Raw genomic sequence first — 24,031 nt, 5'->3', positions numbered from 1 at the left:
GGAACCTTAACGCCGGCCGTCTGGCCGGCGCTATCAACCAAACTAACACTCAGCGTCCATCCGGGCGCTCGCAGGGGTATTGTCCATGGCAGACACCACCGCATTTATCACTCTTGAGAATATCAGCAAACAATTCCCGGGCGTGCTGGCGCTGGATAACGTGAATCTGACGCTGAGAAAAGGCGAAGTTCACTGTCTGGCGGGTCAAAACGGCTGTGGTAAAAGTACCATTATTAAAGTGATCTCCGGAGTTTATCATCCGGAAAAAGGCGCGCAGATTTTACTCGATGGCAAATTGTTCCATCACCTGACGCCGCAGCTCTCTTCCCATTATGGCATTCAGGTTATTTATCAGGACCTGTCGTTGTTCCCTAACTTTAGCGTCGCGGAGAATATCGCGGTCAACCGCTATCTGCCCGGTGGCGATATCTGGGTACGTCGTGGCGCCATGAAGCAGCAGGCGCTGGCAGCCATGAAACGCATCGGTGTGAACATCGATCCCGATAAAAAGGTTGAAAAACTCTCGATTGCCGACCGACAACTGGTCGCCATTTGCCGGGCGATTGCCGCCGACGCGCGTCTGGTGATTATGGACGAGCCCACCGCCTCACTAACCCGTCAGGAGGTTAATGGCCTGCTACGGGTCGTTAACGAACTAAAAGCTGCCGGAATTTGTGTAGTGTTTGTCAGCCACCGTCTGGATGAAGTGATGGAAGTGGCTGACCGCATCAGCGTGATGCGCGACGGCAAACTGGTGGGCACTTATCCTGCCAGCGAACTCGACAGCCACGAGCTGGCTTTCCTGATGACCGGACAACGCTTCCACTATAGCCCGCTGCCGGAAAGACCCGCTATTGAGCAAGAGCCCCTGCTGGAGCTGCGCAACCTCAGCCGCAGAGGCAAATACCAAAACATTAATCTGTCGCTGCACGGCGGCGAGATTGTCTCCATTGTGGGCCTGCTGGGCGCCGGACGCACCGAACTTTGTCTGAGCCTGTTTGGCATGACGCACCCAGAAAGCGGTGAGATTCGCATTAACGGCCAGCCGGTCACTCTTCGCAATAACCATGATGCCATTAAACATGGGATCGGCTACGTCTCAGAAGATCGCCTGACGCAGGGGCTGATCATGGAGCAGTCGATCTACGACAACACCATCGTCACGGTGTTTGATCAACTGCATACCGGCAGCGGCCTGCTCGATCACCGTAAAGCGCAAAAGCTGGTCGCCGACTTGATCCGCGAGCTGAATATCAAAGTGTCCGATCCACACCTGCCGGTTAAAACCCTTTCCGGCGGTAATGCCCAGCGTATCGCCATTGCCAAATGGGTGGCGACTAATCCCCGCATCCTGATCCTCGACTCCCCTACCGTGGGCGTAGATATCGCCAACAAAGAGGGTATTTACCAGATAGCCCGCGATCTGGCGGAACAGGGTATGGCGGTGCTGATGATTTGCGATGAAATCCCTGAAGCGTATTACAACAGCCACCGCGTGCTGGTGATGCGTCGCGGCAGGCTGGTGGCGGAATTTAATCCTCATCAGTGCCGTGAAGAGGAGATTGCTGAAGTGGTCGAGGTAATCAATGAATAAGATGCATCTCTCCCGTTTAATCGGGCAACATGAGTTTTGGCTGGGCCTGCTGGTTGTGGCCCTTGCCGTTGGGCTGAGCATCAGCACCGATGAGTTCTTGTCTTTGGGGAACCTGACGGATGTGGCTACCAGCTATGCGATTCTCGGCATCCTTGCCTGCGGGCTGTTTGTGGTACTGATTTCCGGCGGGATCGACATCTCATTTCCGGCGATGACCGCGATAGCCCAGTATGCGATGGCCAGTTGGGTTATCGGCCACGGCGGCAACTTCGCGCTGGCGTTAATCATCGCGATTGCGGTGGGTCTGCTGCTGGGACTTATTAATGGCTTCCTGGTCTACTGGCTGCGCGTTCCGGCCATCATCATTACCATCGCCACTTTGAACGTTTACTACGGTCTGCTGGTGTACGCCACCAAAGGCACCTGGCTGTACGGCTTTCCAGACTGGTTTATGAACGGCATCAATTGGTTCTCGTTCACCGCGGCGGATGGCTACGACTACGGCTTGACACTGCCTCTGCTGTGCCTGGCGGCTGTGATCATCTTTACCGCCGTGCTGATGAACTATACCCGTCTTGGCCGTCAGGTTTACGCCATGGGCGGTAATCGTGATGCGGCTTCGCGCCTGGGGCTGAATCTGCTGAAGCTGCATTTCTACGTGTATGGCTACATGGGTATTCTGGCAGGCGTTGCCGCCGTGGTTCAGGCGCAAATCACCCAGTCAGTTGCGCCCAATTCGCTGCTCGGCTTTGAGTTGACGGTGCTGGCGGCGGTCGTGCTCGGCGGAACCAGCATGAGCGGCGGACGCGGAACATTAACCGGAACCCTGCTCGGCGTGGTCCTGCTGGCCTTCTTACAAAATGGCCTGACGCTGCTCAGCGTCTCCTCTTACTGGCACACCGTGTTCAGCGGCGCCATTATCCTGGTCAGCATTAGCGCCACGGCCTGGAACGAAAAACGCAAACTGGCAAGGGAGCTTTGAGATGAAAACAATCGCCAGATTTTTACCCGGTGATGCCATCATTCGTCTGCAATGCGTCATTATTGTGGTCGTCGCCCTGGTCTTCTCGGCCCTGCTCGGCAGCCGTTTTTTCAGCGTCGCTAACTTCCAGTCGATTGGCTCGCAACTGCCGATCCTTGGCATGCTGGCCCTCGGGATGGGCATGACCATGCTGACCGGCGGCATAAACCTGTCGATAATTGCAGGAGCGAATGCCTGCTCGCTGGTAATGGCGGCGATTATCGTCACCCATCCGGATAACCCGCTGTTTCTGGTGCTGGCGCTGCTGGCAGGCGCTGCCGTGGCGGTCGCAATCGGTACGCTCAACGGCGCGCTGATCGCCTGGGTCGGGGTTTCGCCGATTCTCGCCACGCTCGGCACGATGACGCTTATCTCCGGGCTGAATATTCTGCTTTCCAATGGGACAGTGATTTCCGGTTTCCCGACCGCCATTCAATATCTTGGTAACGCCACGATTGCCGGTATTCCGGTAGCGCTGCTGCTCTTTTTCCTGGTGGCAATCCTGCTGTGGGTACTGCTGGAGCACACCACGCTTGGGCGCAGTCTGTATCTCGTGGGTTCCAATGAACAGGCTACCCGCTACAGCGGCGTAAATACCGTCCGGGTACAAATTTCCGTGTACGTGATTTCTGCCCTGCTCGGCTGGGTCGCCGCCATTCTGATGATGGCGAAATTCAACTCGGCAAAAGCCGGATACGGTGAGTCATACCTGCTGGTCACCATCCTTGCCTCCGTCCTCGGCGGCATCAACCCGGATGGCGGTTTCGGGCGCATTATCGGCCTGGTACTGGCGCTGATTGTGCTGCAAATGCTGGAAAGCGGCCTTAACTTGCTGGGGGTCAGCAGCTATCTGACGATGGCGCTGTGGGGCGCGGTGCTGATCCTCTTTATCGCATTACAGAATCGTAAAGCCTGATTTCAGGAGAAAAAATTATGGCAAGTTACTTTATTGGTGTGGATGTCGGAACCGGAAGCGCCCGTGCCGGCGTGTTTGATCTCAACGGCAGAATGGTCGGCCAGGCCAGTCGGGCTATCGAGATTTACCGCCCGCAGGCCGATTTTGTTGAGCAGTCTTCCGATAACATCTGGCAGGCGGTGTGTAACGCGGTTCGCGATGCGATTAACCAGTCAGATATCAACCCAATCCAGGTGAAAGGTCTGGGCTTTGACGCTACCTGCTCACTGGTGGTGCTGGATAAAGAAGGTAAACCGCTGACCATCAGCCCGTCCGGGCGCAGCGAACAGAACATCATTGTGTGGATGGATCACCGCGCCATTACCCAGGCTGAACGCATTAACGCCCTGCATCATCGGGTGCTGGACTACGTTGGCGGCATTATCTCCCCGGAAATGCAAACGCCAAAGCTGCTGTGGCTGAAGCAGCATATGCCCAATACCTGGGCCAATGCAGGTTACTACTTTGATCTGCCTGATTTTCTGACCTGGCGCGCAACAGGCGATGACACACGCTCATTGTGTTCGACTGTGTGTAAATGGACCTATATGGGCCATGAAGACAAATGGGATGCCAGCTACTTCCGCCAGATTGGTCTGGAAGACCTGCTGGAACATGATGCTGCCAAAATTGGTCGCTACGTGAAAACCATGGGCGAACCGCTCGGTCACGGGCTGTCCGCGCGCGCCGCCAGCGAAATGGGACTGATTCCGGGGACCGCGGTCAGCGTCTCGATAATCGATGCCCACGCCGGCACACTCGGTACGCTCGGCGCAAGCGGTGTTTCCGGCGAGGTGGCGGATTTTGACCGTCGTGTCGCGTTAATTGGTGGCACCTCCACCGGACACATGGCGATTTCCAAAGAGCCGCGTTTTATCGGCGGCGTCTGGGGCCCTTACTACTCAGCCGTACTGCCGGAATACTGGCTCAATGAAGGCGGGCAGTCAGCAACCGGGGCGTTAATCGACCACGTTATTCAGTCGCACCCGTGTTACGAAACCCTGCTAACGCAGGCTAAGTCTCAGGGGCAAACCATTTATGAAGTGCTGAATGCGCTGCTGCGCAAAATGGCTGGTGAGCCGGAAGATATCGCCTTTTTGACCCGTGACATGCACATCCTGCCCTATTTCCACGGCAACCGCTCGCCGCGTGCTAACCCCACGCTCACGGGAGCAATCACCGGACTGAAGCTGTCCCGCACGCCGGAAGATATGGCGCTCCAGTACCTCGCAACCATCCAGGCCATTGCGCTGGGAACGCGCCATATCATTGAAACGATGAACCAAAGCGGCTACACCATCGATACGATTATGGCCAGCGGCGGCGGGACGAAAAACCCGATCTTCGTTCAGGAGCATGCCAACGCCACCGGTTGCGCCATGCTGCTGCCTGAAGAGAGCGAAGCCATGCTGCTGGGCGGCGCCATGATGGGGACTATCGCCGCAGGCGTGTTTGACACGTTCCCGGAAGCGATGTCGGCGATGAGCCGGATAGGTAAAACGGTCACCCCGCAGACCAATCGCATTAAGCAGTACTACGATCGCAAATATCGGGTATTCCACGAGATGTATCAGGATCATATGAAATACCGCCAACTGATGCAGGAGGACGCATGAGTGACTCCTGGTCTCAGGCCACCGGCGTATTTCAGCTCTATAGCGATGCCCTCGCAGGTCTGGGACAGCATCTGACTGAACCGGTCTGGCAGTCGCTAATGGCGGAGCTGCGCGGTTGCCAGGGGAAAATCGTCGTCACTGGCGTCGGTACATCCGGTATTGCGGCGCGTAAAGTCGCGCACATGCTCGCCTGCGTGGAACGTCCGGCGATTTACCTCAACGCGACAGATGCGGCGCATGGCGATCTCGGTTTTTTACGCGCCGACGACCTGGTCATTATGCTATCACGCGGGGGAAATTCGGATGAACTCACCCGACTGCTGCCCGGACTGGCTGCGAGAAATGTGCCCATCCTGAGCGTGACTGAAAACGCCGACTCAGCCATTGCTAAAGCGTCAAGGCTGGTGATTTCCACCGGCGTCCAGCGTGAGGCCGACCCGTTGAACATGTTGGCTACCACCTCAATTTTACTGGTCCTGGCTATCTTTGACGCCGCCTGCGCCTGTCTGATGAGCGAAAGCGGTTACTCAAAAGAGACGCTATTGTCTGTACATCCTGGCGGTGATGTGGGATTAACGCTGAGCCGCGAGCAGTAACACCAGACCGCGCATTTCCACTCGTCTTCTCAACCCGTCACCCTCAGGCGGGTTTTTTTATGTCTCAATAGAAGATAAAACAGTGAAAAAGCCAGTTAACGCGCTGCGTTCCACTCCTGCTATCTGTTCCGCACGTTAAAAATTCTGTGACGCTCTCCAGCATTCCTGGTGGAAAGCATTCCATTCTCCAAATCTATGAGCAAACTTTAGCTATTCTTATCAAACATACTTACGGGAGATCCTACAGATGATGTCAACGCTTGCTCCACCATCTGTACTTTCCGCTCCCCAGCGCCGTTGCCAGGTGCTGCTGACGCTTTTCCTGCCAGGGCAAATCGCTACAGCTCAAACCTTCAGTAGCCTCAATGGCGTTGATGATGCCACTGTTGAGGAAGATATTATTGGCGCAGGACTCGAAATCCAGCGCTATCACCGGCTCGCGATTACCACCGCGCTGAATGGCGGCTATACGATCGAAGGGACCCCGCTAAATCAGCGCCTGTGTCTGTTGCAGTGGCTGCGCCGCGGTCTGCGGATCTGCCCGACTTTTATCGCCCAGCATTTTACACCCGCTTTAAAAATGGCGCTGAAACAACAAGGTATCGCGCGTACGCTGTATGACGACACCAATCTGCATGCGCTCATTAATTTGTGCTCCCGGCGCTTGCAGAAGCCGTTTGAGTACCGTGACATCCAGTTCCTGCGCCTGTATTTACAGTATTGTCTGCTACAGCATCACGCGGGAGTCACCCCGGTATTTAATCCGCTCCAGCAACGCTGGGCGCAATCCTGCGCAGAGTATCCGCTCGCTGAGGAAATTGGCCGCCACTGGCAGCGCCACGTCATGCAGAGTGCGCCGCCGGGCGAATCGCTGTTTATGGCGTTGCTGTTCTCAATGCTCCGTATCCCCGACCCCGTGCGCGATAACCACCAGCAGGATCGTCGCCTGCGTCTTGCTATTGCACGGCTGGTGCTGCGTTTTCGCGAGTATGGCAATGTGCGCTTCAGCGATGAGCAAGGACTGAACGATCAGCTGTATATTCACCTTGCCCAGGCGCTTAACCGCAGCGTGTTTGCCATTGGCATAGATAACACGCTGCCGGAGGAGTTCAGCCGACTTTATCCCCGTCTGGTTCGTACTACCCGCGAGGCGATACATGGCTTCGAAGCAGAGTACGATGTGCAGTTTTCAGAAGAAGAGATCGGGCTGGTCGCCGTTATTTTCGGTGCCTGGCTGATGCAGGAGAAGGATTTGCACGAGAAGCAGATTATCCTGCTGACCGGCAACAATGAACAACTTGAAGCGCATATTGAGCAACAGCTGCGCGAACTGACGCTGCTGCCGCTCAACGTAAAACATATGCCGATGCAGGACTTTCAAAAACAGGGTACACCGCGCGGAGTCACGCTGATTATTACGCCGTATACCACGCCGCTGCCGCTGTTTTCTCCGCCGTTGATTCATGCGGATCTGGCACTTACGCCGCATCAGCAGCAGCAGATCCGCAAAATCCTCGAATCATAACGTTGCAGGCTGCGCCACCACCTTCGGGCGCAGAAAGATTGCCGGTAGCGCCACCAGCGCCATCACCCAGAATACGCCGTTGCCCAGATTCTGGTACAGGTAGCCTGCGAATACGGTCATGATGGCGATGCTGCCGCCCATCGCCACCGCAGAATACACCGCCTGCAAACGTATCACTTCGCTGCCCTGGCGCGTCGCGATATAGCGCATTGCCGCCAGGTGGCAGACGGTAAAGGTTCCGCAATGGAGGATTTGCACCACAATCAGCCACGGTAGCTCAGTGCTCCAGCCCATCAAACCCCAACGTGCCACGCCGCAAACAGCGGAAAGCAGCAGCAAATCGCGCGCGCTAAAGCGGCGGAATAGCTTGTGACTGAGCGCAAAAATAATCACTTCCGCCACCACGCCTAATGACCACAAATAGCCCACCGCCGAAGCGGAATATCCGGCAGACTGCCAGTAGATGGCGCTGAACCCGTAATAAGCGGCATGCGCACCTTGCAACAGACTCACACAGGCCAGAAAACGCCAGCTTTGGGTTATCAACGCACGCCAGGCGGGCCATCCCGCGCTCTCCTGCTGACGGTTTTCCCCTGCTGGCTGCACGCTCGGGCGGATCATCATCCCCAATAGCATCGACGCGACGCCAAGCGACAGCAGGACCAGGATCACCCGATAGTCAAACAGGCTCACCAGCTTACCGGTCAGCGCGGAGCCAATCACAAAGGCAACGGATCCCCACAGCCTTACCCGACCGTAGTCCATGGTTATCTGTTTTTGCCAGGTGTTGGCCAGCGCGTCGGTCAACGGCACCAGCGGCGAGAAAAACAGGTTAAAGCCGACCATCACCACCATCAGCCACGCCACGTTGGTGCCCGCCCAGAAGGCCAGCGCAAACACCAGCGTCAACAGGGCCAGAATACGTAAAGCGGAGATCAGACGAGAGGGATCGCTTACGCGCGGCGCAATCAGCAAACTGCCGAGAAAACGGGCAATCAGCCCCGCGCCCAGCAGTAAACCGATGGTTTCCGGCGTCAGCCCCAGCCCTTCGAGCCAGACGCTCCAGAAAGGCAGAAAAATACCGTAGCTAAAGAAGTAGGTGAAATAACCGAGCGCCAGCCAGCGCGTGGAATGCAAAGCCATGAATCCCTCCCGTTTGGAGGCGATAGTCTGGCGACAAACGCAGGCTGGCGCAAGAGAGCATTAACAGGCAGATAACATGATTTTTGCCCTATTCGACGCAAATCTGCATCGCAAAATGGCAGCGTTCTCCCTGCGCTAAAACCTGCAATCCCGGCTGCCCCTGCATGTGGTGGGCATTCACCGGATGCGTTTGCGGCTCCAGGCACAAGAACTCCTCACCCGACATTCTGAACAGCATCAACCATGGAGTTTGCGCTAAAATCGTGACTTTCATCACATCTCGCTGAATAACGGCCCGCCCGCTCCAGCCAGAATATCCAACGTTCAGCCAGCTATCCTCGCCATATTGCGCGTACATGAAATCCGCCGCTGGAGGGATTTCACGTTGCCATTCCAGCGGCAGATGCTGTTCCCCCTCCGGCCAGTAGCCGCCGGTGGTGAATTGCGCCGTGCTGTGCTTATCAAAAGCGAAAAACGGATGGAACCCACAGCCATAAATCATCAGCTGTTCACCGCAATGGGTGAGCGTCAATGAGACGTGCAGGCTTGAGGTTTCCAGTTGATAGCAAAGTTGCGCCGTATAGTCATAGCCACAGGGATGCCAACTGCGCAACTGCAGCAAACAACCGCTTTGGGTCACGGTGATAACCTGCCAGCGTTGCAGCCAGCCGTCACCGTGCAGGAAAAAGGTGTCATCTGCGCCATGTTGAGGTAACACCACCTCTTCACCGCGCAGCATAAAACGATTTCCCGCCACCCGATTCGCGACCGGCAGCATCGGGAACAGGCCGCAATCACCGGGCTGCTGACCATGACCTTCGCGTAAAATTGCCTGTTGATGTTGTAACGAAACCAGACTTAATAGCGAACCGCCCTGCGGATCTACGCACATCCGCAGATGTGCGTTTTGTAGCATCAGCAGACCATCCATTAGCGAGCGCTTCGTTGTTGGGCTGATGCGCCAACTTTCGTATGCTGCGCCGCCAGTTGCTCTTCCAGCGCTTCCAGCGTCACGCCTTTGGTTTCCGGAACATTACGCAGAACATACATGAATCCCATCGCGCAAATCACACCGTACAACAGGAAGCTTCCCGACGCGCCCAGACTCGCATTGAGCAGCGGGAAAGTATAGGTCAGCAGGAAGCAGGCAATCCACAGCGCTAGCGTACCGAGCGACATCGCCAGCCCGCGGACGCGGTTAGGGAAAATTTCAGACAGCAGCACCCAGGTCACCGGGGCCAGCGTCAGGGCATAAATAGCGATCGCCGCCAGCACCAGAACCAGAACCGGCCAGCCCATAATGCCCAACCCGTACGCCCCGGCAATCAGCATATAGATAACCGTTAATCCTGACGCCCCGAACAACATCAGTTTACGGCGACCAATTTTGTCTACTAACGGCAGAGCGGCAAGGGTAAAGACCAGATTGATGATCCCTGTCGCCACGATCGATTTTAACGTACCGTTGATGTCGAATCCGGCAGAGGCGAAGATCTCCTGCGCATAGTTGAAAATAACGTTGATCCCACACCACTGCTGGAACACTGCCAGCACCATTCCAATAATCACGATCGGTTTGATCTGCGGTTGTAACAGCGTTGACCACGCGACCTTGTGATTATCTTTTTGCAACGTATGTTCAATCTCTTTCAGCGTTTGACCAGCATATTCCGCGGAACCAATGCGCTGCAGCATGGTACGCGCACGATCGGCTTTGCCTGCTTTTACCAGCCAGCGCGGCGATTCAGGTACAAAGAACATCAGCACCAGGAAAATTATCGCGGGCACTAATTCAGCGCCAAACATCCAACGCCAGCCCGTCTGACCGTTCCAGCTTTCCACAATCGCCTGCTGCGTAGCGCCTGAGGCTACAGGTTCGGCAATCATCAGGTTAATAAGCTGCGCCGCCAGTACGCCAATCACGATAGTGAGCTGGTTAACGGCAACAAAGCGCCCACGCTTTTCAGCCGGGCTAACCTCGGCGATATACAACGGGCTTAGCGCAGACGCCAGACCAATCCCCACGCCTCCAACGATGCGATAAACAATAAACATGTCGAAATTACTGGCGACGGCAGTTCCCCAGGCGGAAGCGCTAAAGAGGATCGCCGAGAGAATCAGCGGCATCTTTCGGCCAAACTTATCGGCGCACCATCCGGAAATCAGCGCGCCAAAGATACAACCGACCAAAGCCGAACTCATCGCCCAGCCGGATTGCGCCGGATCGGTAATCGAGAAATAGGCTTCATAGAAGGGTTTTGCCCCACCGATCACCACCCAGTCATAGCCAAACAGTAAACCACCGCAGGCCGCAACCAGGCAGATAGTCCAGACGTAACCAATCTTTAAATGTGTCTGCGCGTTATTCATTATGATTCCTCTTTCAGGGAAACGCAGGGGACAGTAGGTTTCGGGTGAGGTTGCCCCCACCCATTTCGGGTGTTACTGGAAAAGCCTTACGTTAATGGCGTGACGTAGCAGTAATGCCTTGTCATGCGCCGGATTGAGTTGCAGGAGTGCGTCAAGATCGCGCTGGCAAGCAGCACTATTTCCCAACCCCAGATGCCCGAGCACACTGATAAACAGGCAGTGTTGCTGGTGTTTTGCTTGTGCTGAGGTATCCAGCACCACCAGATCGGGTAGCGATACGGCAAAGAAATCGACATCCGGGACATTGTCGCGATGCGATTCAACCCATTGCAGGAAGCTATTAAACAGAGCGTTCGCCTGAGCATCATCGCCAAGTTTTCTCTGCGCCATACCCTGCCAGAAGAGATAATCCACAGGCTGGTCGTTGTAGTAACGGCCAGCATCCAGTGTGCTACCGCCGCGTGTCGCACGGGAGAAGTAACGCTGGGATTCATCAAAACACCCCTGCTGCTGCGCGCAATGTCCCAGTAAATACCAGATATCGTTATCCGTTTGTCCGGGTAAACGCCCCTCCCCGAGGTTTTGCGGGTAGTGCAACGCCTGTTGCAACTGCGCGATGGCGGTTTGCGGGTCGCCGGACTGAATGGCAGCCAGCGCACGATGCATCTGATTCAGCAGATATTGCCCTGTGGCTTTGCCTTCACCACCTTCCCACGGATGGAACACGCGCTCACGTAATACTGCTGCGGCATCGTCGTAACGCCCTAATCCATTCCACAGACTGAGCAGTTCCACCGTCAGATCGTCACGATGGAAGACAATCTCTTTGCTGGCTTCCAGTCGCTGCAGGCGCAGCTCAGCCGGTTGCGCCATCAGCTTCTTGAGATAGTCGAGTTCAAACAGGAAACGGGCATTTTGCGGCTCCAGTGCCACGGCCTGCGACAGATACTGCATCGCCTGCTGCGCATCATGCAGTTTGTTCCAGGCATAGATCCCCAGTAAGCGGTGTACAGGAGCGAAATCCGCTTCCTGCGCAAGGGTAAACTTCCAGCAGGATACCGCTTCGGCATAACGCCGTTTGCTGTACCAGAAACAGCCAAGTAAATAGCGGGCAAAAGCGCTCTGTTCGAGGGTTTGCAGCATCTGCACTTCATCCAGCGTATTGGGGAAACGAACGCGGTTTTGCAGGCATTCGCGGGCACGTTCGATGAAGGGTTGTGGGTTGTCACTTAGCGAGGCGCGCCACAGCATAGGCAGCGTTTCCTGGCTGTCGAGCAGTTCCAGCACGCCACGGGCAGCATCCTTTTGCCCCAATGAGATCAGCCAGCCTGCCAGTTCACACGCGTTGGTACCGCGCCGCCCGGTAATCGAGATCAGCGCTTGCGCCGTCGCCTCGTCCTGACAGATGGCCCAGCGCGCATAGTGCAGGGTGTAGCTCAGAGGATAATCAACCAGCTGTTGGCGAATGTAGTCCAGGGCTTGCGGAATGCGATCAAGTTTTGCCAGCGCCAGCGCTTTCAGTCCCATCGCCAGGTTATTACTACCGTTAAAGCGCAGGCTCTGCTCGACCTTTTCCAACGCACCAACGTAGTCCTGACGCTTCATCGCCAGACGCGCTAACGACCAGAAAGCCGCATCCCGACAGTTGCCGCTCCAACTGGCCTTATAATAATTATCCCAAGCACTGTCATCGTCGCCCTGACGTTCCTGTGCGGCGGCCAGCAGCATGCTCGCCTCGCCATCACGCGGATTTTTATTGAGCTTATGCGCCCGTTCCAGCGCCTTACTCGCACAATACGCCGCCAGCGCCCAGTCCGCGCGGTTTAGCGCCAGCGTCCCCAGGGCCACATTATTGCGGTAATCCAGCGGATCAACATCCAGCGCGCGGCGATAATAATCTTCAGCATAGCGGCTGGCATGGTTGTACTGCTCCAGATGCTGACCAATAAAATAGAGTTCATCGGTATTAGAGAGTGCTTCTGGCTGTGCTGGCGCGACGGCCGCCGAAGGCAGCGGTAACTCTTGCGCGATGTGCTCTTCGTACTGCAAAAGCGTAGCACCATCGGCGTTAGTGACGGTCATTGTCACCCGGGTATGGCCATTGTCTGACACATCAGCCAGCCAGCTCTGTCCCGGCTCCAGAGTGAGTGTATTTTCATAGAATGGCTGCCCGTGTGCGGCAAGCGTAACCTGAACATCGCGTAACGGCGCAATCGCATAAATGCCCACAGAAAGCTGGCGACTCTCACGCACCAGACGAAGCGCCAACTGCGTGCTGGCGTTTTGCACCATACCCAGTTCGCTGTAAGGCAGGAAGTTTTGCACGAAGACTTTCTCTTCGTACGGCGCAAGCCAGGTGAAATCCGGCTGGTTATCGGTAAAGACCCCGGTCATAAGTTCGATATACGGACCGTTGTCATCAGTGAGATTACGATCCCAGGCAACGCCAAAGTCGCCATAACCCCAAGTCCACTGTTTTTTCCCTGGCGAAACGTGGTGATCGGCCACATGCAGCAACCCACCGCGCTCGCCGTGATGCCAGGCACCAACAAAATCATAATCAGATTTTTCAGCCATATAGGAGGTCGGCACTGGTACGTTTTTGTAGCGCGAGATATCCACGCCAGCCGAATAGTCCACTTTGTAGTATGTGCCGGTGGCGATGGGAAATGCAGAGACATCGCGCTTACCGTGGTCGAATACCGCCGTCACATCCGGTGGAAACACGCTTTGGTGATCGTCGCCGCCCTTCACCGCCGGATTCGCCCACCATAAGAAGTGGCGCGGGGTAGCGTTACCGTTAAAAACCTTCCCGGTTATCTCGATCAACGCGCGATCCGGATACAGCGTGAATCCGGTCATGACCTGTAAACCACGCATGGGCTCTACCTCGCCCATCCAGACGGTGTATTCGCCCTGCTCACCCTGCTGTTGCGTAAAATCCACCGGCATAAAGGTGGTCGGGCGATGATGTTGCGGCCAGTTAAACTCAATGCCGCCAGAGATCCACGGCCCAAGCAGACCGACCAGCGCAGGTTTTACCACTTCGTTGTAGTAGACGAAGTCGCGCTGCTGCACTTTGTCATACGCTCGATGAATGCGTCCGCCTAACTCCGGCAGCAGCATGATGCGAATGAAGTCATTCTCCATCCATACCGCCTGATAGTCGCGCATTTCACGTTTGCCGGTCAGCGTATCAATCACGCCATAGGGATAAACCGCTCCTGAAGACCCCTGATAAACTCGCTTTTCCAGAAACATTGGGTTGGCGTCTTCTTCACCCGCTGTCCACGTGGGGAGGGTGATCGTTTCCTGCCAAACTTTTACTGAACCGTACATGCCGCGCTCCACTTAATAAACAAAAGTAAAAATTCAACTTGATGCTATTCTGCGGCAGTTAAGTGGCGTTAAAATGCGCAATGCTCACGCAATATAGTTAAGGGAGTTAAGTGAATGCAGCGTTCGGGGTTCAACAACGCCAGGGTACGTCAGGCGAATAAACAGATTTTTTTGTCACATCTGTGGCGAGAAAAGCAGCTCAGCAAGTCACAGCTGGCGCAGCTCACCAGCCTGTCGATCCCGGCGGTTAGCAATATCCTCGAAGAACTGATGGATGAAGGAAGAATCAGCCATTCGCGAGAAACTTTAAGCCAGCGCGGTTTGAGCAGTGGCAGTTATCATTTGCCAGAAAAAGGTGCCTGGACGCTGTGTATCAACGTCACCCCCACCAGCATCACCAGTCAACTGGCGGATGCTCGGCTGGTTGCCGTCGGCGACTGGCAGCATGAAGTCATCAACCCCGAATCGCCAAAAGCGCTGCTGACAGCATTGGCGGCGCACTGGCGGGAATATCGTCGACAATTTCCCGAGGTCACGATTAACCTGGCGCTTGGCGTTCACGGTCAGGTTGATCCGATAACCGGCGCATCAAAAACCATGCCTCAGGCGCCGTGGAAAACACCGGTGGAAATAAAATATCTGCTGGAGGAGATGCTCGGCGTACAGGTCCGGCTGGATAATGACTGCGTGATGCTGGCGCTGGCGGAAAAATGGCAAAACCCGGCGGCTAACGGTGATTTTTGCGTGATTAACGTTGATTACGGTATTGGCTCATCGTTTGTGATTAACGATAACATCTGGCGCGGTAGTCTGTATGGCAGCGGTCAGATTGGGCATACCATCATTCATCCCGATGGGATCGCCTGTGACTGTGGCCGTTATGGCTGTCTGGAAACAGTGGCGTCATTGAGCGCGTTGAAAAAGCAGGCCCGCGTGTGGATGAAATCGCAGCCGACATCCCTTTACGACCCGGAAACGCTCACCACCGACCAGCTTATTACTGCCTGGCAACACGGAGATGTTCGCATTCAGGCCTGGGCCGAACATGCCGCCAGCGCCATCGGCCTGAGTCTTTATAATTTTTTGAATATACTGAACATTAATCAAATATGGTTGTATGGTCGTAGCTGTGCATTTGGCGATAGCTGGCTCAATACGCTGGTACAGCAAACCGGGTTTAATCCGTTCGATCACGGCGATAACCCGCGTGCCAGAGCAACTCAGATAAGCTTCGGTCAGCTTAATCGCCCTCAGCAACTCATGGGAATTGGCTATCTTTATGTCGAATCACAGCTTAGCGAGCTGTAGTCATTACTCCGCCAGGCTCACGGCTAAACGTTCATGCACAGTGGCGATAAAATCGGTCAATGCCGGTTTGATTGGCCCTTTTTTCCACGCCATCAGCAGGGCAATGGTCGGAACATCGCCAACAATAGGCCGAAAAACCACCTGCCCGGTATTAAAATTATTCATATAACCGGGTATCAAAGTCACCCCCAGCCCCATGCCGACCAGATTCATGGTCACCAGAATATTGGTCGCTACCTGCACAATATTGGGCTGGCTTTCCTGCTGCTGAAACCAGTTTTTGACAATCATCGCTAGCGCCCCGGAATAAGCGGGATCGGTACTGACAAAATTTACGCCGTGTAACTGTTCTGCGGAGATCGCTGGCTCATTGGCTAACGGATGATTCACCGGTAACACCACGACCAGCGGCTCATGAATCAGCTCCAGATAATCCAGCTCCGGGCTGTACACCGGGTGACGCATTAAGCCCACGTCCAGTTCTCCGTTGAGGATCCTTTCTTCCTGTTCGGTGGTTATCAGACTTACCAGCTCAATGTGTGTATCCGGTTGTTTTAAACGAAATAAGGGTAGCACCTTCGGGAGCAAATTCACCTCAGCGGAAGGGACAAAACCAATAGCGAAATGATTATCTTCCTGCCCCGTTTTACGGGCGCGAACTTTGGCATTTTCCGCCTGCTCAAGGATCGCCAGCGCATCCTGTAAAAAGCACTCCCCCGCCGCCGTCAGCGCAACTTTTCGCTTGTCCCGCACCAGTAACGGAACGCCCACGCAGGTTTCCAGATCGCGGATCTGGCTGCTTAACGACGGCTGAGAGGTATGCAGCTTTTCTGCCGCCCGGGTGAAATTCAGCGCCTGCGCCACCGCCACAAAATAGCGTAAGTGCCTCAGTTCCATGCCCTTCTCCTTGTTATCGAAAAAATGTCTCAACTGGTAGAAATTTACTATTTCACAGATTGATAACTAACCAGCAACATCCTTATGGCACAAAAATAGAAGGTCAATACATCTTATCTTTCAGGATTAAAAAATATGACCACACCCTCAAATTTAGACATCTACCAACTGATCGACACGCAAAACGGTCGTGTAACCCCACGGATTTATACTGACCCAGAAATTTACCAACTGGAGCTGGAGCGCATCTTCGGGCGCTGCTGGCTATTTCTCGCCCACGAAAGCCAAATCCCCAAAGCCGGTGATTTTTTTAACACCTACATGGGCGAGGATGCGGTCGTGGTGGTTCGCCAGAAGGACGGCAGCATCAAAGCGTTTCTCAACCAGTGCCGCCACCGGGCGATGCGCGTCAGCTACGCCGACTGCGGGAACACTCGCGCCTTTACCTGCCCGTATCACGGCTGGTCGTACGGTATCAATGGCGAGCTGATCGACGTCCCGCTGGAGCCTCGCGCATACCCGCAAGGGCTATGCAAATCGCACTGGGGACTGAACGAAGTTCCTGGCGTAGAGAGCTATAAAGGGCTGATTTTCGGCAACTGGGACTCCACCGCGCCCACGCTGCGCGATTATCTCGGCGACATTGCGTGGTATCTCGACGGCGTGCTTGACCGCCGCGAAGGCGGCACAGAAATCGTCGGCGGCGTACAGAAGTGGACCATCGACTGTAACTGGAAATTCCCCGCCGAACAGTTTGCCAGCGATCAGTATCACGCATTGTTCAGCCACGCCTCCGCTGTGCAGGTGTTGGGGGCAAAAGACGACGGTAGCGATAAACGCCTCGGTGACGGACAAACCGCTCGCCCGGTGTGGGAAACCGCCAAAGATGCACTACAGTTCGGCCAGGACGGGCACGGCAGCGGCTTCTTCTTTACCGAAAAGCCGGATGCCAACGTGTGGGTCGACGGCGAAGTCTCCAGCTACTACCGCGACACCTACGCGGAAGCTGAACAGCGTCTGGGTAAGGTTCGTGCTCTGCGTCTGGCCGGTCACAACAATATTTTTCCAACGCTTTCCTGGCTCAATGGTACCGCTACGTTGCGCGTCTGGCATCCGCGCGGTCCTGATCAGGTTGAAGTGTGGGCGTTCTGTATTACCGATAAAGCCGCCTCTGATGAAGTGAAAGCCGCATTTGAAAACAGCGCTACGCGCGCTTTTGGCCCCGCCGGATTCCTTGAGCAGGACGACTCGGAAAACTGGTGTGAAATTCAAAAACTTCTGAAGGGCCATCGGGCGCGTAATAGCAAACTGTGCCTGGAAATGGGGTTAGGTCAGGAGAAACGTCGTGAAGACGGCATTCCGGGGATCACCAACTACATCTTCTCAGAAACCGCCGCCCGCGGCATGTATCAGCGCTGGGCTGATTTACTCAGCAGCGAAAGCTGGCAGGAAGTGCAGGAAAAAACCGCCGCTTACCAGCAGGAGGTGATGAAATGAGTGCTTTAGTTTCCCTGGAACTGCATCACCGCATTACGCAGTTTCTCTACCATGAAGCCAGCCTGCTGGATGACTGGCAGTTTCGCGACTGGCTGGCACAGCTGGATGACGACATTCGCTATACCATGCGCACAACGGTCAATGCCCAGACGCGCGACCGTCGCAAAGGCGTGCAGCCGCCAACCACCTGGATTTTTAACGACAATAAAGATCAGCTTGAACGCCGTATTGCGCGACTGGAAACCGGAATGGCCTGGGCAGAGGAGCCGCCGTCGCGTACCCGACACCTGATCAGCAACTGTCAGGTCAGTGAAACCGAAGTGCCGGATGTATTCGCCGTGCGCCTTAACTATCTGCTGTATCGCGCGCAAAAAGAGCGCGATGAAACCTTTTACGTCGGCATGCGCATGGACAAAGTGCGCCGTTTACCGGGCGATGAGTGGCGCTTACTGGAGCGTGAGATCGTGCTGGATCAAGCGGTGATCACCTCCCATAACCTGAGTGTATTGTTCTGATGAGTCGTATTTATGCCTGCCCCGTAGGGGATTTGCCGGAGGGTGAAGCGCTCCGGCTCGACACCTCGCCCGTCATCGCGCTGTTCAACGTTGGCGGCGAGTTTTATGCCATTAACGATCGCTGTAGCCACGGTAATGCCTCGATGTCGGAAGGTTATCTGGAAGACGACGCGACGGTGGAATGTCCGCTGCATGCCGCCAGTTTCTGCCTGAAAACCGGTAAGGCGTTGTGTTTACCTGCCACCGATCCGCTGACCACCTACGCGGTGTACGTGGAAGGTAGCGATGTGTTCGTTGATATTCCAGAGGACGCGAGATGAGCGATTTACGCGATAACGTGGTCTTTATCACCGGCGGCGGCTCCGGTCTTGGCCTGGCGCTGGTCGAGCGTTTCATTGAGGAAGGCGCGCGGGTCGCCACGCTGGAACTTTCGCCAGCCAAAGTCGCCAGCCTGCGCCAACGTTTTGGCGAACATGTGCTGGCAGTAGAAGGCAACGTCATCTGCTACGCCGACTATCAGCGCGCGGTGGATCAAATTCTGGCGCGCTACGGCACGCTGGACTGTTTGATCGGCAACGCCGGGATATGGGATCACAACGCCTCGCTGGTCAATACGCCAGCAGACGCGCTGGAGAGCGGCTTTCATGAGCTGTTTAACGTCAACGTGCTGGGCTATCTGCTGGGCGCAAAAGCCTGCGCCCCTGCGCTTATCGCCAGCGAAGGCAACATCATCTTTACCCTTTCCAACGCGGCGTGGTATCCCGGCGGCGGCGGTCCGTTGTATACCGCCTCTAAACATGCCGCCACCGGGTTGATTCGCCAGTTAGCCTACGAGCTGGCGCCAAAGGTGCGCGTCAACGGCGTCGGTCCGTGCGGTATGGCGACCGATCTGCGCGGCCCACAGGCGCTGGGCCAGGGCGATACGTCGATTATGCAGTCGCTGACGCCGGAAAAAATCGCCGCCATTTTGCCGTTGCAGTTTTTTCCTGAGCCAGCGGATTTTACCGGCCCGTATGTGATGCTGGCGTCAAAGCGCAACAATCGCACATTGAGTGGCGTGATGATCAATGCCGATGCCGGTTTGGGTATTCGCGGTATTCGTCACGTTGCCGCCGGACTGGATCTCTGAGGAGGTGTTATGAGCCATAAAATTATCGCTATCGTCGGCGGTGGTCAGGCTGCGGCAATGGCCGCCGTCGCACTGCGTCAGCAAGGATTTAACGGCGAATTGCATCTGTTTTCCGATGAGCCGTATCTGCCCTATGAACGCCCTCCGCTCTCCAAAGCGATGCTGCTGGACGAAAATCCACAGCGACATCCGATCCTGAACGCTGACTGGTGGCTGGAGAACAACGTACAGCTGCATCTTGGCGTCACGCTGCGTCAGATTGACCGCACCTCGCGCACGCTGATGCTCGCCGATGGTCAGTCTTACCGCTGGTCGCAGTTGCTGTTGGCGACCGGGGCCGCCGCCAGACCGCTGCCGCTACTGGATAAACTGGGCGAACGTTGCTTTACCCTGCGTCACGCCGCAGATGCCGAGCGTCTGCGCGGTACCTTGCTGCCGGGCAAGTCGATTGTGATTGTCGGTGCGGGCACCATTGGCCTGGAATTAGCGGCTAGCGCAATCCAACGCGGCTGTCGGGTGACGTTAGTGGAGCTGGCCTCAACGGTAATGGGCCGCAACGCCCCTGCTCCGGTGCGCGACTATCTGCTAAACCGCCACCGACAGGCAGGGGTGCGGGTGCTGCTCAACAGCGCCATTGAGCACGCTGAAGCGGGAGAGTTTCTCTCGCTTACCCTGCAAAACGGCGAGACGCTACAGGCCGATGCGCTGGTTTATGGCATCGGCATCGTGGCGAATGATGCGCTGGCTCGCGAAGCGGGGCTGGAGACGGCTAACGGTATTATCGTTGACTCCGCATGCATCACCTCCGATCCCGCGATTTTCGCCGCCGGTGATGTGGCGATAACGCGCCAGCCCGACGGTTCGTTAGAACGAGTAGAAAGCTGGGAAAATGCCAATAACCAGGCACAGATTGCCGCTGCCGCAATGCTTAATCTGCCGTTGCCGGAGAAGACGCCAGGCTGGTTCTGGACCGACCAATTTAATGACAATCTGCAATTTGTTGGCGGTATGCAAGGGCAAACATGGCTATGTCGTGGCAATCCAGATGACGGCAAGGCTATCTGGTTCCACCTGCGTGATGGGAAGCTAATTGGCGCAGTAGCGCTCAACAACGGACGCGAAGTGCGCGCACTGCGTAAGTTAATTCATTCAGGACGAGTGGTAAGCGAGGAGGCGCTGTGCGATGAAGGCGTAGCGCTGAAGTCGTTGTGATAGCAGCCTGATAAGCGCAGCGCTATCAGGCATTAAAAAAGGCCGCATCAGCGGCCTTTCGTTTTGCGTTAAGCAGAATTACGCGTAAACCGGGAAGCGTGCGCAGATATCCAGAACTTTACCTTTGACGCGCTCGATAACGGCTTCGTCATTGATGTTGTCCAGAACGTCACACATCCAGCCAGCCAGCTCTTTCACTTCCGCTTCTTTAAAGCCACGGCGAGTTACAGCCGGAGAACCGATACGGATACCGGAAGTCACAAACGGGCTCTTCGGATCGTTCGGCACGCTGTTTTTGTTAACAGTGATGTTAGCGCGGCCCAGTGCGGCGTCAGCTTCTTTACCGGTCAGGTTTTTATCAACCAGATCCAGCAGGAACAGGTGGTTTTCAGTACCGCCAGAAACCACTTTGTAGCCACGGTTCAGGAACACTTCCACCATCGCTTTGGCGTTTTTGGCAACCTGCTGCTGGTAAACCTTAAACTCAGGTTCCATCGCTTCTTTCAGCGCCACGGCTTTCGCTGCGATCACGTGCATCAGCGGGCCGCCCTGCGCGCTTGGGAACACCGCGGAGTTCAGCTTTTTGTACAGCTCTTCGTCACCGCCTTTCGCCAGGATCAGGCCGCCGCGCGGACCCGCCAGGGTTTTGTGGGTGGTGGTGGTCACTACGTGTGCGTGTGGAACTGGGTTCGGGTAAACGCCTGCGGCGATCAGGCCTGCAACGTGCGCCATGTCAACGAACAGGTATGCGCCAATGCTGTCGGCGATTTCACGCATTTTTGCCCAGTCAACAACGCCGGAGTAAGCAGAGAAGCCGCCGATGATCATCTTCGGCTGGTGCTCTTTGGCCTGCTTAGCCATATCTTCGTAGTCAATTTTACCGGACTCATCAATACCGTAAGGGATGATGTTGTACAGCTTGCCAGAGAAGTTAACCGGGGAACCGTGAGTCAGGTGGCCGCCTTGCGCCAGGTTCATACCCAGAACGGTATCACCCGGTTGCAGCAGAGCGGTGTAAACAGCGAAGTTAGCCTGGGAGCCGGAGTGCGGCTGTACGTTAGCGTAGTCAGCGCCAAACAGCTCTTTTGCACGATCGATAGCCAATTGCTCAACGATATCAACGTACTCACAACCGCCGTAGTAGCGCTTGCCCGGATAACCTTCAGCATATTTGTTGGTCAGCTGAGAACCCTGCGCCTGCATAACACGCGGGCTGGTGTAGTTTTCGGAGGCGATCAGTTCGATGTGCTCTTCCTGACGTACTTTTTCCTGCTCCATAGCCTGCCACAGTTCGGCATCATAATCGGCAATGTTCATTTCACGCTTTAACATCCGCATCTCCTGACTCAGCTAACAATAGAATTTCGGCCTAAAAAGGCAGTCCCGTTGGACGACGGCGAACAGTATAACCGAATCATTCTTCGATAACAGGTCTTGACAAAGGATTTTACGCAAACGATTACCTTCACGGCACGCAAGGCTTTGGAGAACAAAGGTCTGCTGAATTTCAACGGATTTCTTTTCAGGTTTGTGATGCAGATTTTTCACGATGTAACCTTTACAACGCAAAGTGACAAAGAACCATTTACAATGCAGGGGTATTTTTTATAAGATGCATTTGACATACATCATTAAAATTTCAGATAAAGGAAGACCGTATGCTTGACGCACAAACCATCGCTACAGTGAAAGCCACCATTCCCCTGCTGGTTGAAACAGGCCCGAAGCTGACCGCACATTTCTACGATCGCATGTTTACGCATAACCCAGAGCTGAAAGAAATCTTCAACATGAGTAACCAGCGTAATGGCGATCAGCGTGAAGCGCTGTTTAACGCTATTGCCGCGTATGCCAGCAATATCGAGAACCTGGCGGCGCTGTTGCCTGCCGTTGAGAAAATCGCGCAGAAGCATACCAGCTTCCAGATTAAACCGGAGCAGTACAACATCGTAGGTGGCCATTTGCTGGCAACGCTGGACGAAATGTTCAGCCCGGGCCAGGAAGTTCTGGATGCATGGGGCAAAGCATACGGCGTGCTGGCGAACGTTTTCATCAACCGTGAAGCGCAGATCTACAGTGAAAATGCCAATAAAAATGGCGGCTGGGAAGGTACCCGTCCTTTCCGCATCGTGGCAAAAACCCCACGCAGTGCGCTTATCACCAGCTTTGAATTTGAACCTGTCGACCGTGGCGCAGTGGCTGAATATCATCCGGGGCAATACCTGGGCGTCTGGCTGAAGCCGGAAGGTTTCCCGCATCAGGAAATTCGTCAGTACTCACTGACCCGTAAACCCGATGGCAAAGGCTACCGTATTGCTGTGAAGCGTGAAGACGGTGGTCAGGTTTCCACCTGGCTGCACAACCATGCGAATGTTGGCGACGTCGTTCACTTAGCCGCACCTGCGGGCGATTTCTTTATGGACGTTGCGACCGATACCCCAGTGTCTCTGATTTCAGCAGGCGTGGGTCAAACCCCGATGCTGGCGATGCTGGATACGCTGGCAAAAGCGAATCATACGGCGCAGGTTAACTGGTTCCACGCGGCAGAAAATGGCGATGTACATGCCTTTGCCGATGAAGTGAATGAACTGGGCAAAACGCTGCCACGCTTTAGCGCACACACCTGGTATCGTGAGCCAACCGAAGCCGATCGCGCGAAAGGTGCGTTTGATAGTATTGGTCTGATGGATTTGAACAAACTGGAAGGCGCAATCAGCGATCCGGCGATGCAGTTTTATCTGTGCGGTCCGGTTGGCTTTATGCAGTTTGCCGCGAAGCAGCTGGTCGGCTTGGGCGTGAAAAACGAGAACATTCATTACGAATGCTTCGGCCCGCATAAAGTCTTGTAATTACTCATGCCTGATGGCGCTGTGCTTATCAGGCCTACGGGATATTGTAGGCCTGATAAGGTGTTTACACCGCCATCCGGCAAGCACGGCGCGGCTTAGATTGCCGCGTCGTCTTCTTCACCTGTGCGAATACGAATCACGCGTGCCACGTCGAAGACAAAAATCTTACCGTCACCGATTTTACCGGTCTGGGCAGTACGAATAATGGTGTCGACGCAGGTATCGACGATGTCGTCGGTGACCACAATTTCAATTTTTACCTTCGGCAGAAAATCCACCATATATTCCGCACCACGGTACAGCTCAGTATGGCCTTTCTGACGGCCAAACCCTTTCACTTCTGTTACAGTCATACCGGTAATGCCGACTTCAGCCAGCGCTTCGCGGACGTCGTCCAGCTTGAAGGGTTTAATAATCGCATCAATCTTTTTCATGCTATTCCTTGAAAAGGTCGCCTGTCTTTTG

General features: G+C 55.1%; 20 protein-coding genes. 13 read left to right on the top strand and 7 right to left on the bottom strand.

The genetic code is table 11. The features are described from left to right. The first annotated feature begins 85 nt into the window (after positions 1 to 85). The 6 genes from HV334_RS06595 (at position 86) to csiE (ending at position 7,307) form a co-directional block, all read left to right on the top strand. On the top strand, positions 86 to 1,594 hold the full coding sequence (locus HV334_RS06595; protein WP_016154014.1) for a sugar ABC transporter ATP-binding protein: 1,509 nt from the start codon (positions 86 to 88) through the stop codon (positions 1,592 to 1,594). Further along, positions 1,587 to 2,576 carry an ABC transporter permease gene (locus HV334_RS06590; protein WP_008785467.1) on the top strand — a complete coding sequence of 330 codons (990 nt, stop codon included), beginning with the start codon at positions 1,587 to 1,589 and terminating at the stop codon, positions 2,574 to 2,576. Before HV334_RS06595 ends, HV334_RS06590 begins: the two co-directional genes overlap by 8 nt. Position 2,577: 1 nt before the next feature. Continuing rightward, positions 2,578 to 3,531 (top strand): ABC transporter permease, encoded by a 954-nt coding sequence (locus HV334_RS06585; RefSeq protein WP_003037658.1) that lies wholly within the window; start codon positions 2,578 to 2,580, stop codon positions 3,529 to 3,531. A gap of 17 nt (positions 3,532 to 3,548) precedes the next feature. After that, complete coding sequence (locus tag HV334_RS06580) at positions 3,549 to 5,186, top strand: FGGY-family carbohydrate kinase (RefSeq protein ID WP_003847100.1); 1,638 nt, start codon at positions 3,549 to 3,551, stop codon at positions 5,184 to 5,186. After that, positions 5,183 to 5,782: an SIS domain-containing protein gene (locus HV334_RS06575; RefSeq protein WP_047358248.1), complete on the top strand. Its 600-nt coding sequence runs from the start codon at positions 5,183 to 5,185 to the stop codon at positions 5,780 to 5,782. The genes HV334_RS06580 and HV334_RS06575 overlap by 4 nt, the downstream gene beginning before the upstream one ends. A 247-nt stretch (positions 5,783 to 6,029) precedes the next feature. Further along, entirely contained in the window at positions 6,030 to 7,307 is a 1,278-nt protein-coding gene (gene csiE, locus HV334_RS06570; RefSeq protein ID WP_181221313.1) for a stationary phase inducible protein CsiE, read from the top strand. Here the strand turns inward: csiE and HV334_RS06565 are convergent. The 4 genes from HV334_RS06565 to HV334_RS06550 form a co-directional block, all read right to left on the bottom strand. Further along, positions 7,302 to 8,450: a 3-phenylpropionate MFS transporter gene (locus tag HV334_RS06565; protein ID WP_019077391.1), complete on the bottom strand. Its 1,149-nt coding sequence runs from the start codon at positions 8,448 to 8,450 to the stop codon at positions 7,302 to 7,304. The two genes, csiE and HV334_RS06565, sit on opposite strands and share 6 nt — an antisense overlap. 88 nt (positions 8,451 to 8,538) lie before the next feature. Further along, complete coding sequence (locus HV334_RS06560) at positions 8,539 to 9,381, bottom strand: aldose 1-epimerase (protein WP_181221312.1); 843 nt, start codon at positions 9,379 to 9,381, stop codon at positions 8,539 to 8,541. Further along, the gene (locus HV334_RS06555) at positions 9,381 to 10,820 is read right to left on the bottom strand and encodes a sugar porter family MFS transporter (protein WP_046275225.1); all 1,440 of its coding nucleotides are present in this window, start codon (positions 10,818 to 10,820) and stop codon (positions 9,381 to 9,383) included. Before HV334_RS06555 ends, HV334_RS06560 begins: the two co-directional genes overlap by 1 nt. Before the next feature lie 72 nt (positions 10,821 to 10,892). Next, positions 10,893 to 14,159: a DUF5107 domain-containing protein gene (locus HV334_RS06550; RefSeq protein ID WP_181221311.1), complete on the bottom strand. Its 3,267-nt coding sequence runs from the start codon at positions 14,157 to 14,159 to the stop codon at positions 10,893 to 10,895. Between the two features lie 114 nt (positions 14,160 to 14,273). On the opposite strand from HV334_RS06550, the gene HV334_RS06545 reads away from it, so the two are divergent. After that, positions 14,274 to 15,467: an ROK family transcriptional regulator gene (locus HV334_RS06545; protein ID WP_046275227.1), complete on the top strand. Its 1,194-nt coding sequence runs from the start codon at positions 14,274 to 14,276 to the stop codon at positions 15,465 to 15,467. 3 nt (positions 15,468 to 15,470) lie between these two features. Here the strand turns inward: HV334_RS06545 and hcaR are convergent, their stop codons facing one another. Further along, positions 15,471 to 16,364: a DNA-binding transcriptional regulator HcaR gene (hcaR, locus tag HV334_RS06540; protein WP_181221310.1), complete on the bottom strand. Its 894-nt coding sequence runs from the start codon at positions 16,362 to 16,364 to the stop codon at positions 15,471 to 15,473. A 135-nt stretch (positions 16,365 to 16,499) separates the two neighbouring features. On the opposite strand from hcaR, the gene hcaE reads away from it, so the two are divergent. From hcaE to hcaD, 5 genes are read left to right on the top strand one after another with little or no spacing between them, the layout of a single operon-like run. Then, the gene (gene hcaE, locus HV334_RS06535) at positions 16,500 to 17,861 is read left to right on the top strand and encodes a 3-phenylpropionate/cinnamic acid dioxygenase subunit alpha (RefSeq protein ID WP_181221309.1); all 1,362 of its coding nucleotides are present in this window, start codon (positions 16,500 to 16,502) and stop codon (positions 17,859 to 17,861) included. Further along, positions 17,858 to 18,376, top strand: a complete 519-nt coding sequence (hcaF, locus tag HV334_RS06530) for a 3-phenylpropionate/cinnamic acid dioxygenase subunit beta (protein WP_016154024.1) — start codon at positions 17,858 to 17,860, stop codon at positions 18,374 to 18,376. The genes hcaE and hcaF overlap by 4 nt, the downstream gene beginning before the upstream one ends. Then, positions 18,376 to 18,696 carry a 3-phenylpropionate/cinnamic acid dioxygenase ferredoxin subunit gene (gene hcaC / locus HV334_RS06525; RefSeq protein WP_016154025.1) on the top strand — a complete coding sequence of 107 codons (321 nt, stop codon included), beginning with the start codon at positions 18,376 to 18,378 and terminating at the stop codon, positions 18,694 to 18,696. The genes hcaF and hcaC overlap by 1 nt, the downstream gene beginning before the upstream one ends. Next, entirely contained in the window at positions 18,693 to 19,505 is an 813-nt protein-coding gene (hcaB, locus tag HV334_RS06520; RefSeq protein WP_181221308.1) for a 3-phenylpropionate-dihydrodiol/cinnamic acid-dihydrodiol dehydrogenase, read from the top strand. The genes hcaC and hcaB overlap by 4 nt, the downstream gene beginning before the upstream one ends. 9 nt (positions 19,506 to 19,514) lie before the next feature. Further along, the gene (gene hcaD, locus HV334_RS06515) at positions 19,515 to 20,717 is read left to right on the top strand and encodes a phenylpropionate dioxygenase ferredoxin reductase subunit (protein WP_181221307.1); all 1,203 of its coding nucleotides are present in this window, start codon (positions 19,515 to 19,517) and stop codon (positions 20,715 to 20,717) included. Between the two features lie 78 nt (positions 20,718 to 20,795). Here hcaD and glyA read toward each other — a convergent pair whose 3' ends face one another. Then, a complete protein-coding gene (glyA, locus tag HV334_RS06510) occupies positions 20,796 to 22,049 on the bottom strand; it encodes a serine hydroxymethyltransferase (protein ID WP_047416460.1) in 1,254 nt (417 codons plus the stop codon). Positions 22,050 to 22,375: 326 nt separating this feature from the next. Between glyA and hmpA the strand changes: the two genes are divergently transcribed. Further along, positions 22,376 to 23,566, top strand: a complete 1,191-nt coding sequence (hmpA, locus tag HV334_RS06505) for an NO-inducible flavohemoprotein (protein ID WP_181221306.1) — start codon at positions 22,376 to 22,378, stop codon at positions 23,564 to 23,566. Between the two features lie 95 nt (positions 23,567 to 23,661). Here hmpA and glnB read toward each other — a convergent pair whose 3' ends face one another. Further along, positions 23,662 to 24,000: a nitrogen regulatory protein P-II gene (gene glnB / locus HV334_RS06500; protein WP_002914032.1), complete on the bottom strand. Its 339-nt coding sequence runs from the start codon at positions 23,998 to 24,000 to the stop codon at positions 23,662 to 23,664. Positions 24,001 to 24,031 lie beyond the last annotated feature (31 nt).

Source organism: Citrobacter sp. RHBSTW-00944, assembly GCF_013615435.1.
GTDB lineage: Bacteria > Pseudomonadota > Gammaproteobacteria > Enterobacterales > Enterobacteriaceae > Citrobacter > Citrobacter braakii.
The sequence above is the reverse complement of the archived record's forward strand: the minus strand, read 5'-3'. Positions and strand labels throughout refer to the sequence as shown.

Coding starts and splice junctions, on each gene's coding strand:
- HV334_RS06595 (WP_016154014.1), top strand. CDS start 86: ATGGCAGACACCACCGCATTTATCACTCTTGAGAATATCAGCAAACAA.
- HV334_RS06590 (WP_008785467.1), top strand. CDS start 1,587: ATGAATAAGATGCATCTCTCCCGTTTAATCGGGCAACATGAGTTTTGG.
- HV334_RS06585 (WP_003037658.1), top strand. CDS start 2,578: ATGAAAACAATCGCCAGATTTTTACCCGGTGATGCCATCATTCGTCTG.
- HV334_RS06580 (WP_003847100.1), top strand. CDS start 3,549: ATGGCAAGTTACTTTATTGGTGTGGATGTCGGAACCGGAAGCGCCCGT.
- HV334_RS06575 (WP_047358248.1), top strand. CDS start 5,183: ATGAGTGACTCCTGGTCTCAGGCCACCGGCGTATTTCAGCTCTATAGC.
- csiE (WP_181221313.1), top strand. CDS start 6,030: ATGATGTCAACGCTTGCTCCACCATCTGTACTTTCCGCTCCCCAGCGC.
- HV334_RS06565 (WP_019077391.1), bottom strand. CDS start 8,450: ATGGCTTTGCATTCCACGCGCTGGCTGGCGCTCGGTTATTTCACCTAC.
- HV334_RS06560 (WP_181221312.1), bottom strand. CDS start 9,381: ATGGATGGTCTGCTGATGCTACAAAACGCACATCTGCGGATGTGCGTA.
- HV334_RS06555 (WP_046275225.1), bottom strand. CDS start 10,820: ATGAATAACGCGCAGACACATTTAAAGATTGGTTACGTCTGGACTATC.
- HV334_RS06550 (WP_181221311.1), bottom strand. CDS start 14,159: ATGTACGGTTCAGTAAAAGTTTGGCAGGAAACGATCACCCTCCCCACG.
- HV334_RS06545 (WP_046275227.1), top strand. CDS start 14,274: ATGCAGCGTTCGGGGTTCAACAACGCCAGGGTACGTCAGGCGAATAAA.
- hcaR (WP_181221310.1), bottom strand. CDS start 16,364: ATGGAACTGAGGCACTTACGCTATTTTGTGGCGGTGGCGCAGGCGCTG.
- hcaE (WP_181221309.1), top strand. CDS start 16,500: ATGACCACACCCTCAAATTTAGACATCTACCAACTGATCGACACGCAA.
- hcaF (WP_016154024.1), top strand. CDS start 17,858: ATGAGTGCTTTAGTTTCCCTGGAACTGCATCACCGCATTACGCAGTTT.
- hcaC (WP_016154025.1), top strand. CDS start 18,376: ATGAGTCGTATTTATGCCTGCCCCGTAGGGGATTTGCCGGAGGGTGAA.
- hcaB (WP_181221308.1), top strand. CDS start 18,693: ATGAGCGATTTACGCGATAACGTGGTCTTTATCACCGGCGGCGGCTCC.
- hcaD (WP_181221307.1), top strand. CDS start 19,515: ATGAGCCATAAAATTATCGCTATCGTCGGCGGTGGTCAGGCTGCGGCA.
- glyA (WP_047416460.1), bottom strand. CDS start 22,049: ATGTTAAAGCGTGAAATGAACATTGCCGATTATGATGCCGAACTGTGG.
- hmpA (WP_181221306.1), top strand. CDS start 22,376: ATGCTTGACGCACAAACCATCGCTACAGTGAAAGCCACCATTCCCCTG.
- glnB (WP_002914032.1), bottom strand. CDS start 24,000: ATGAAAAAGATTGATGCGATTATTAAACCCTTCAAGCTGGACGACGTC.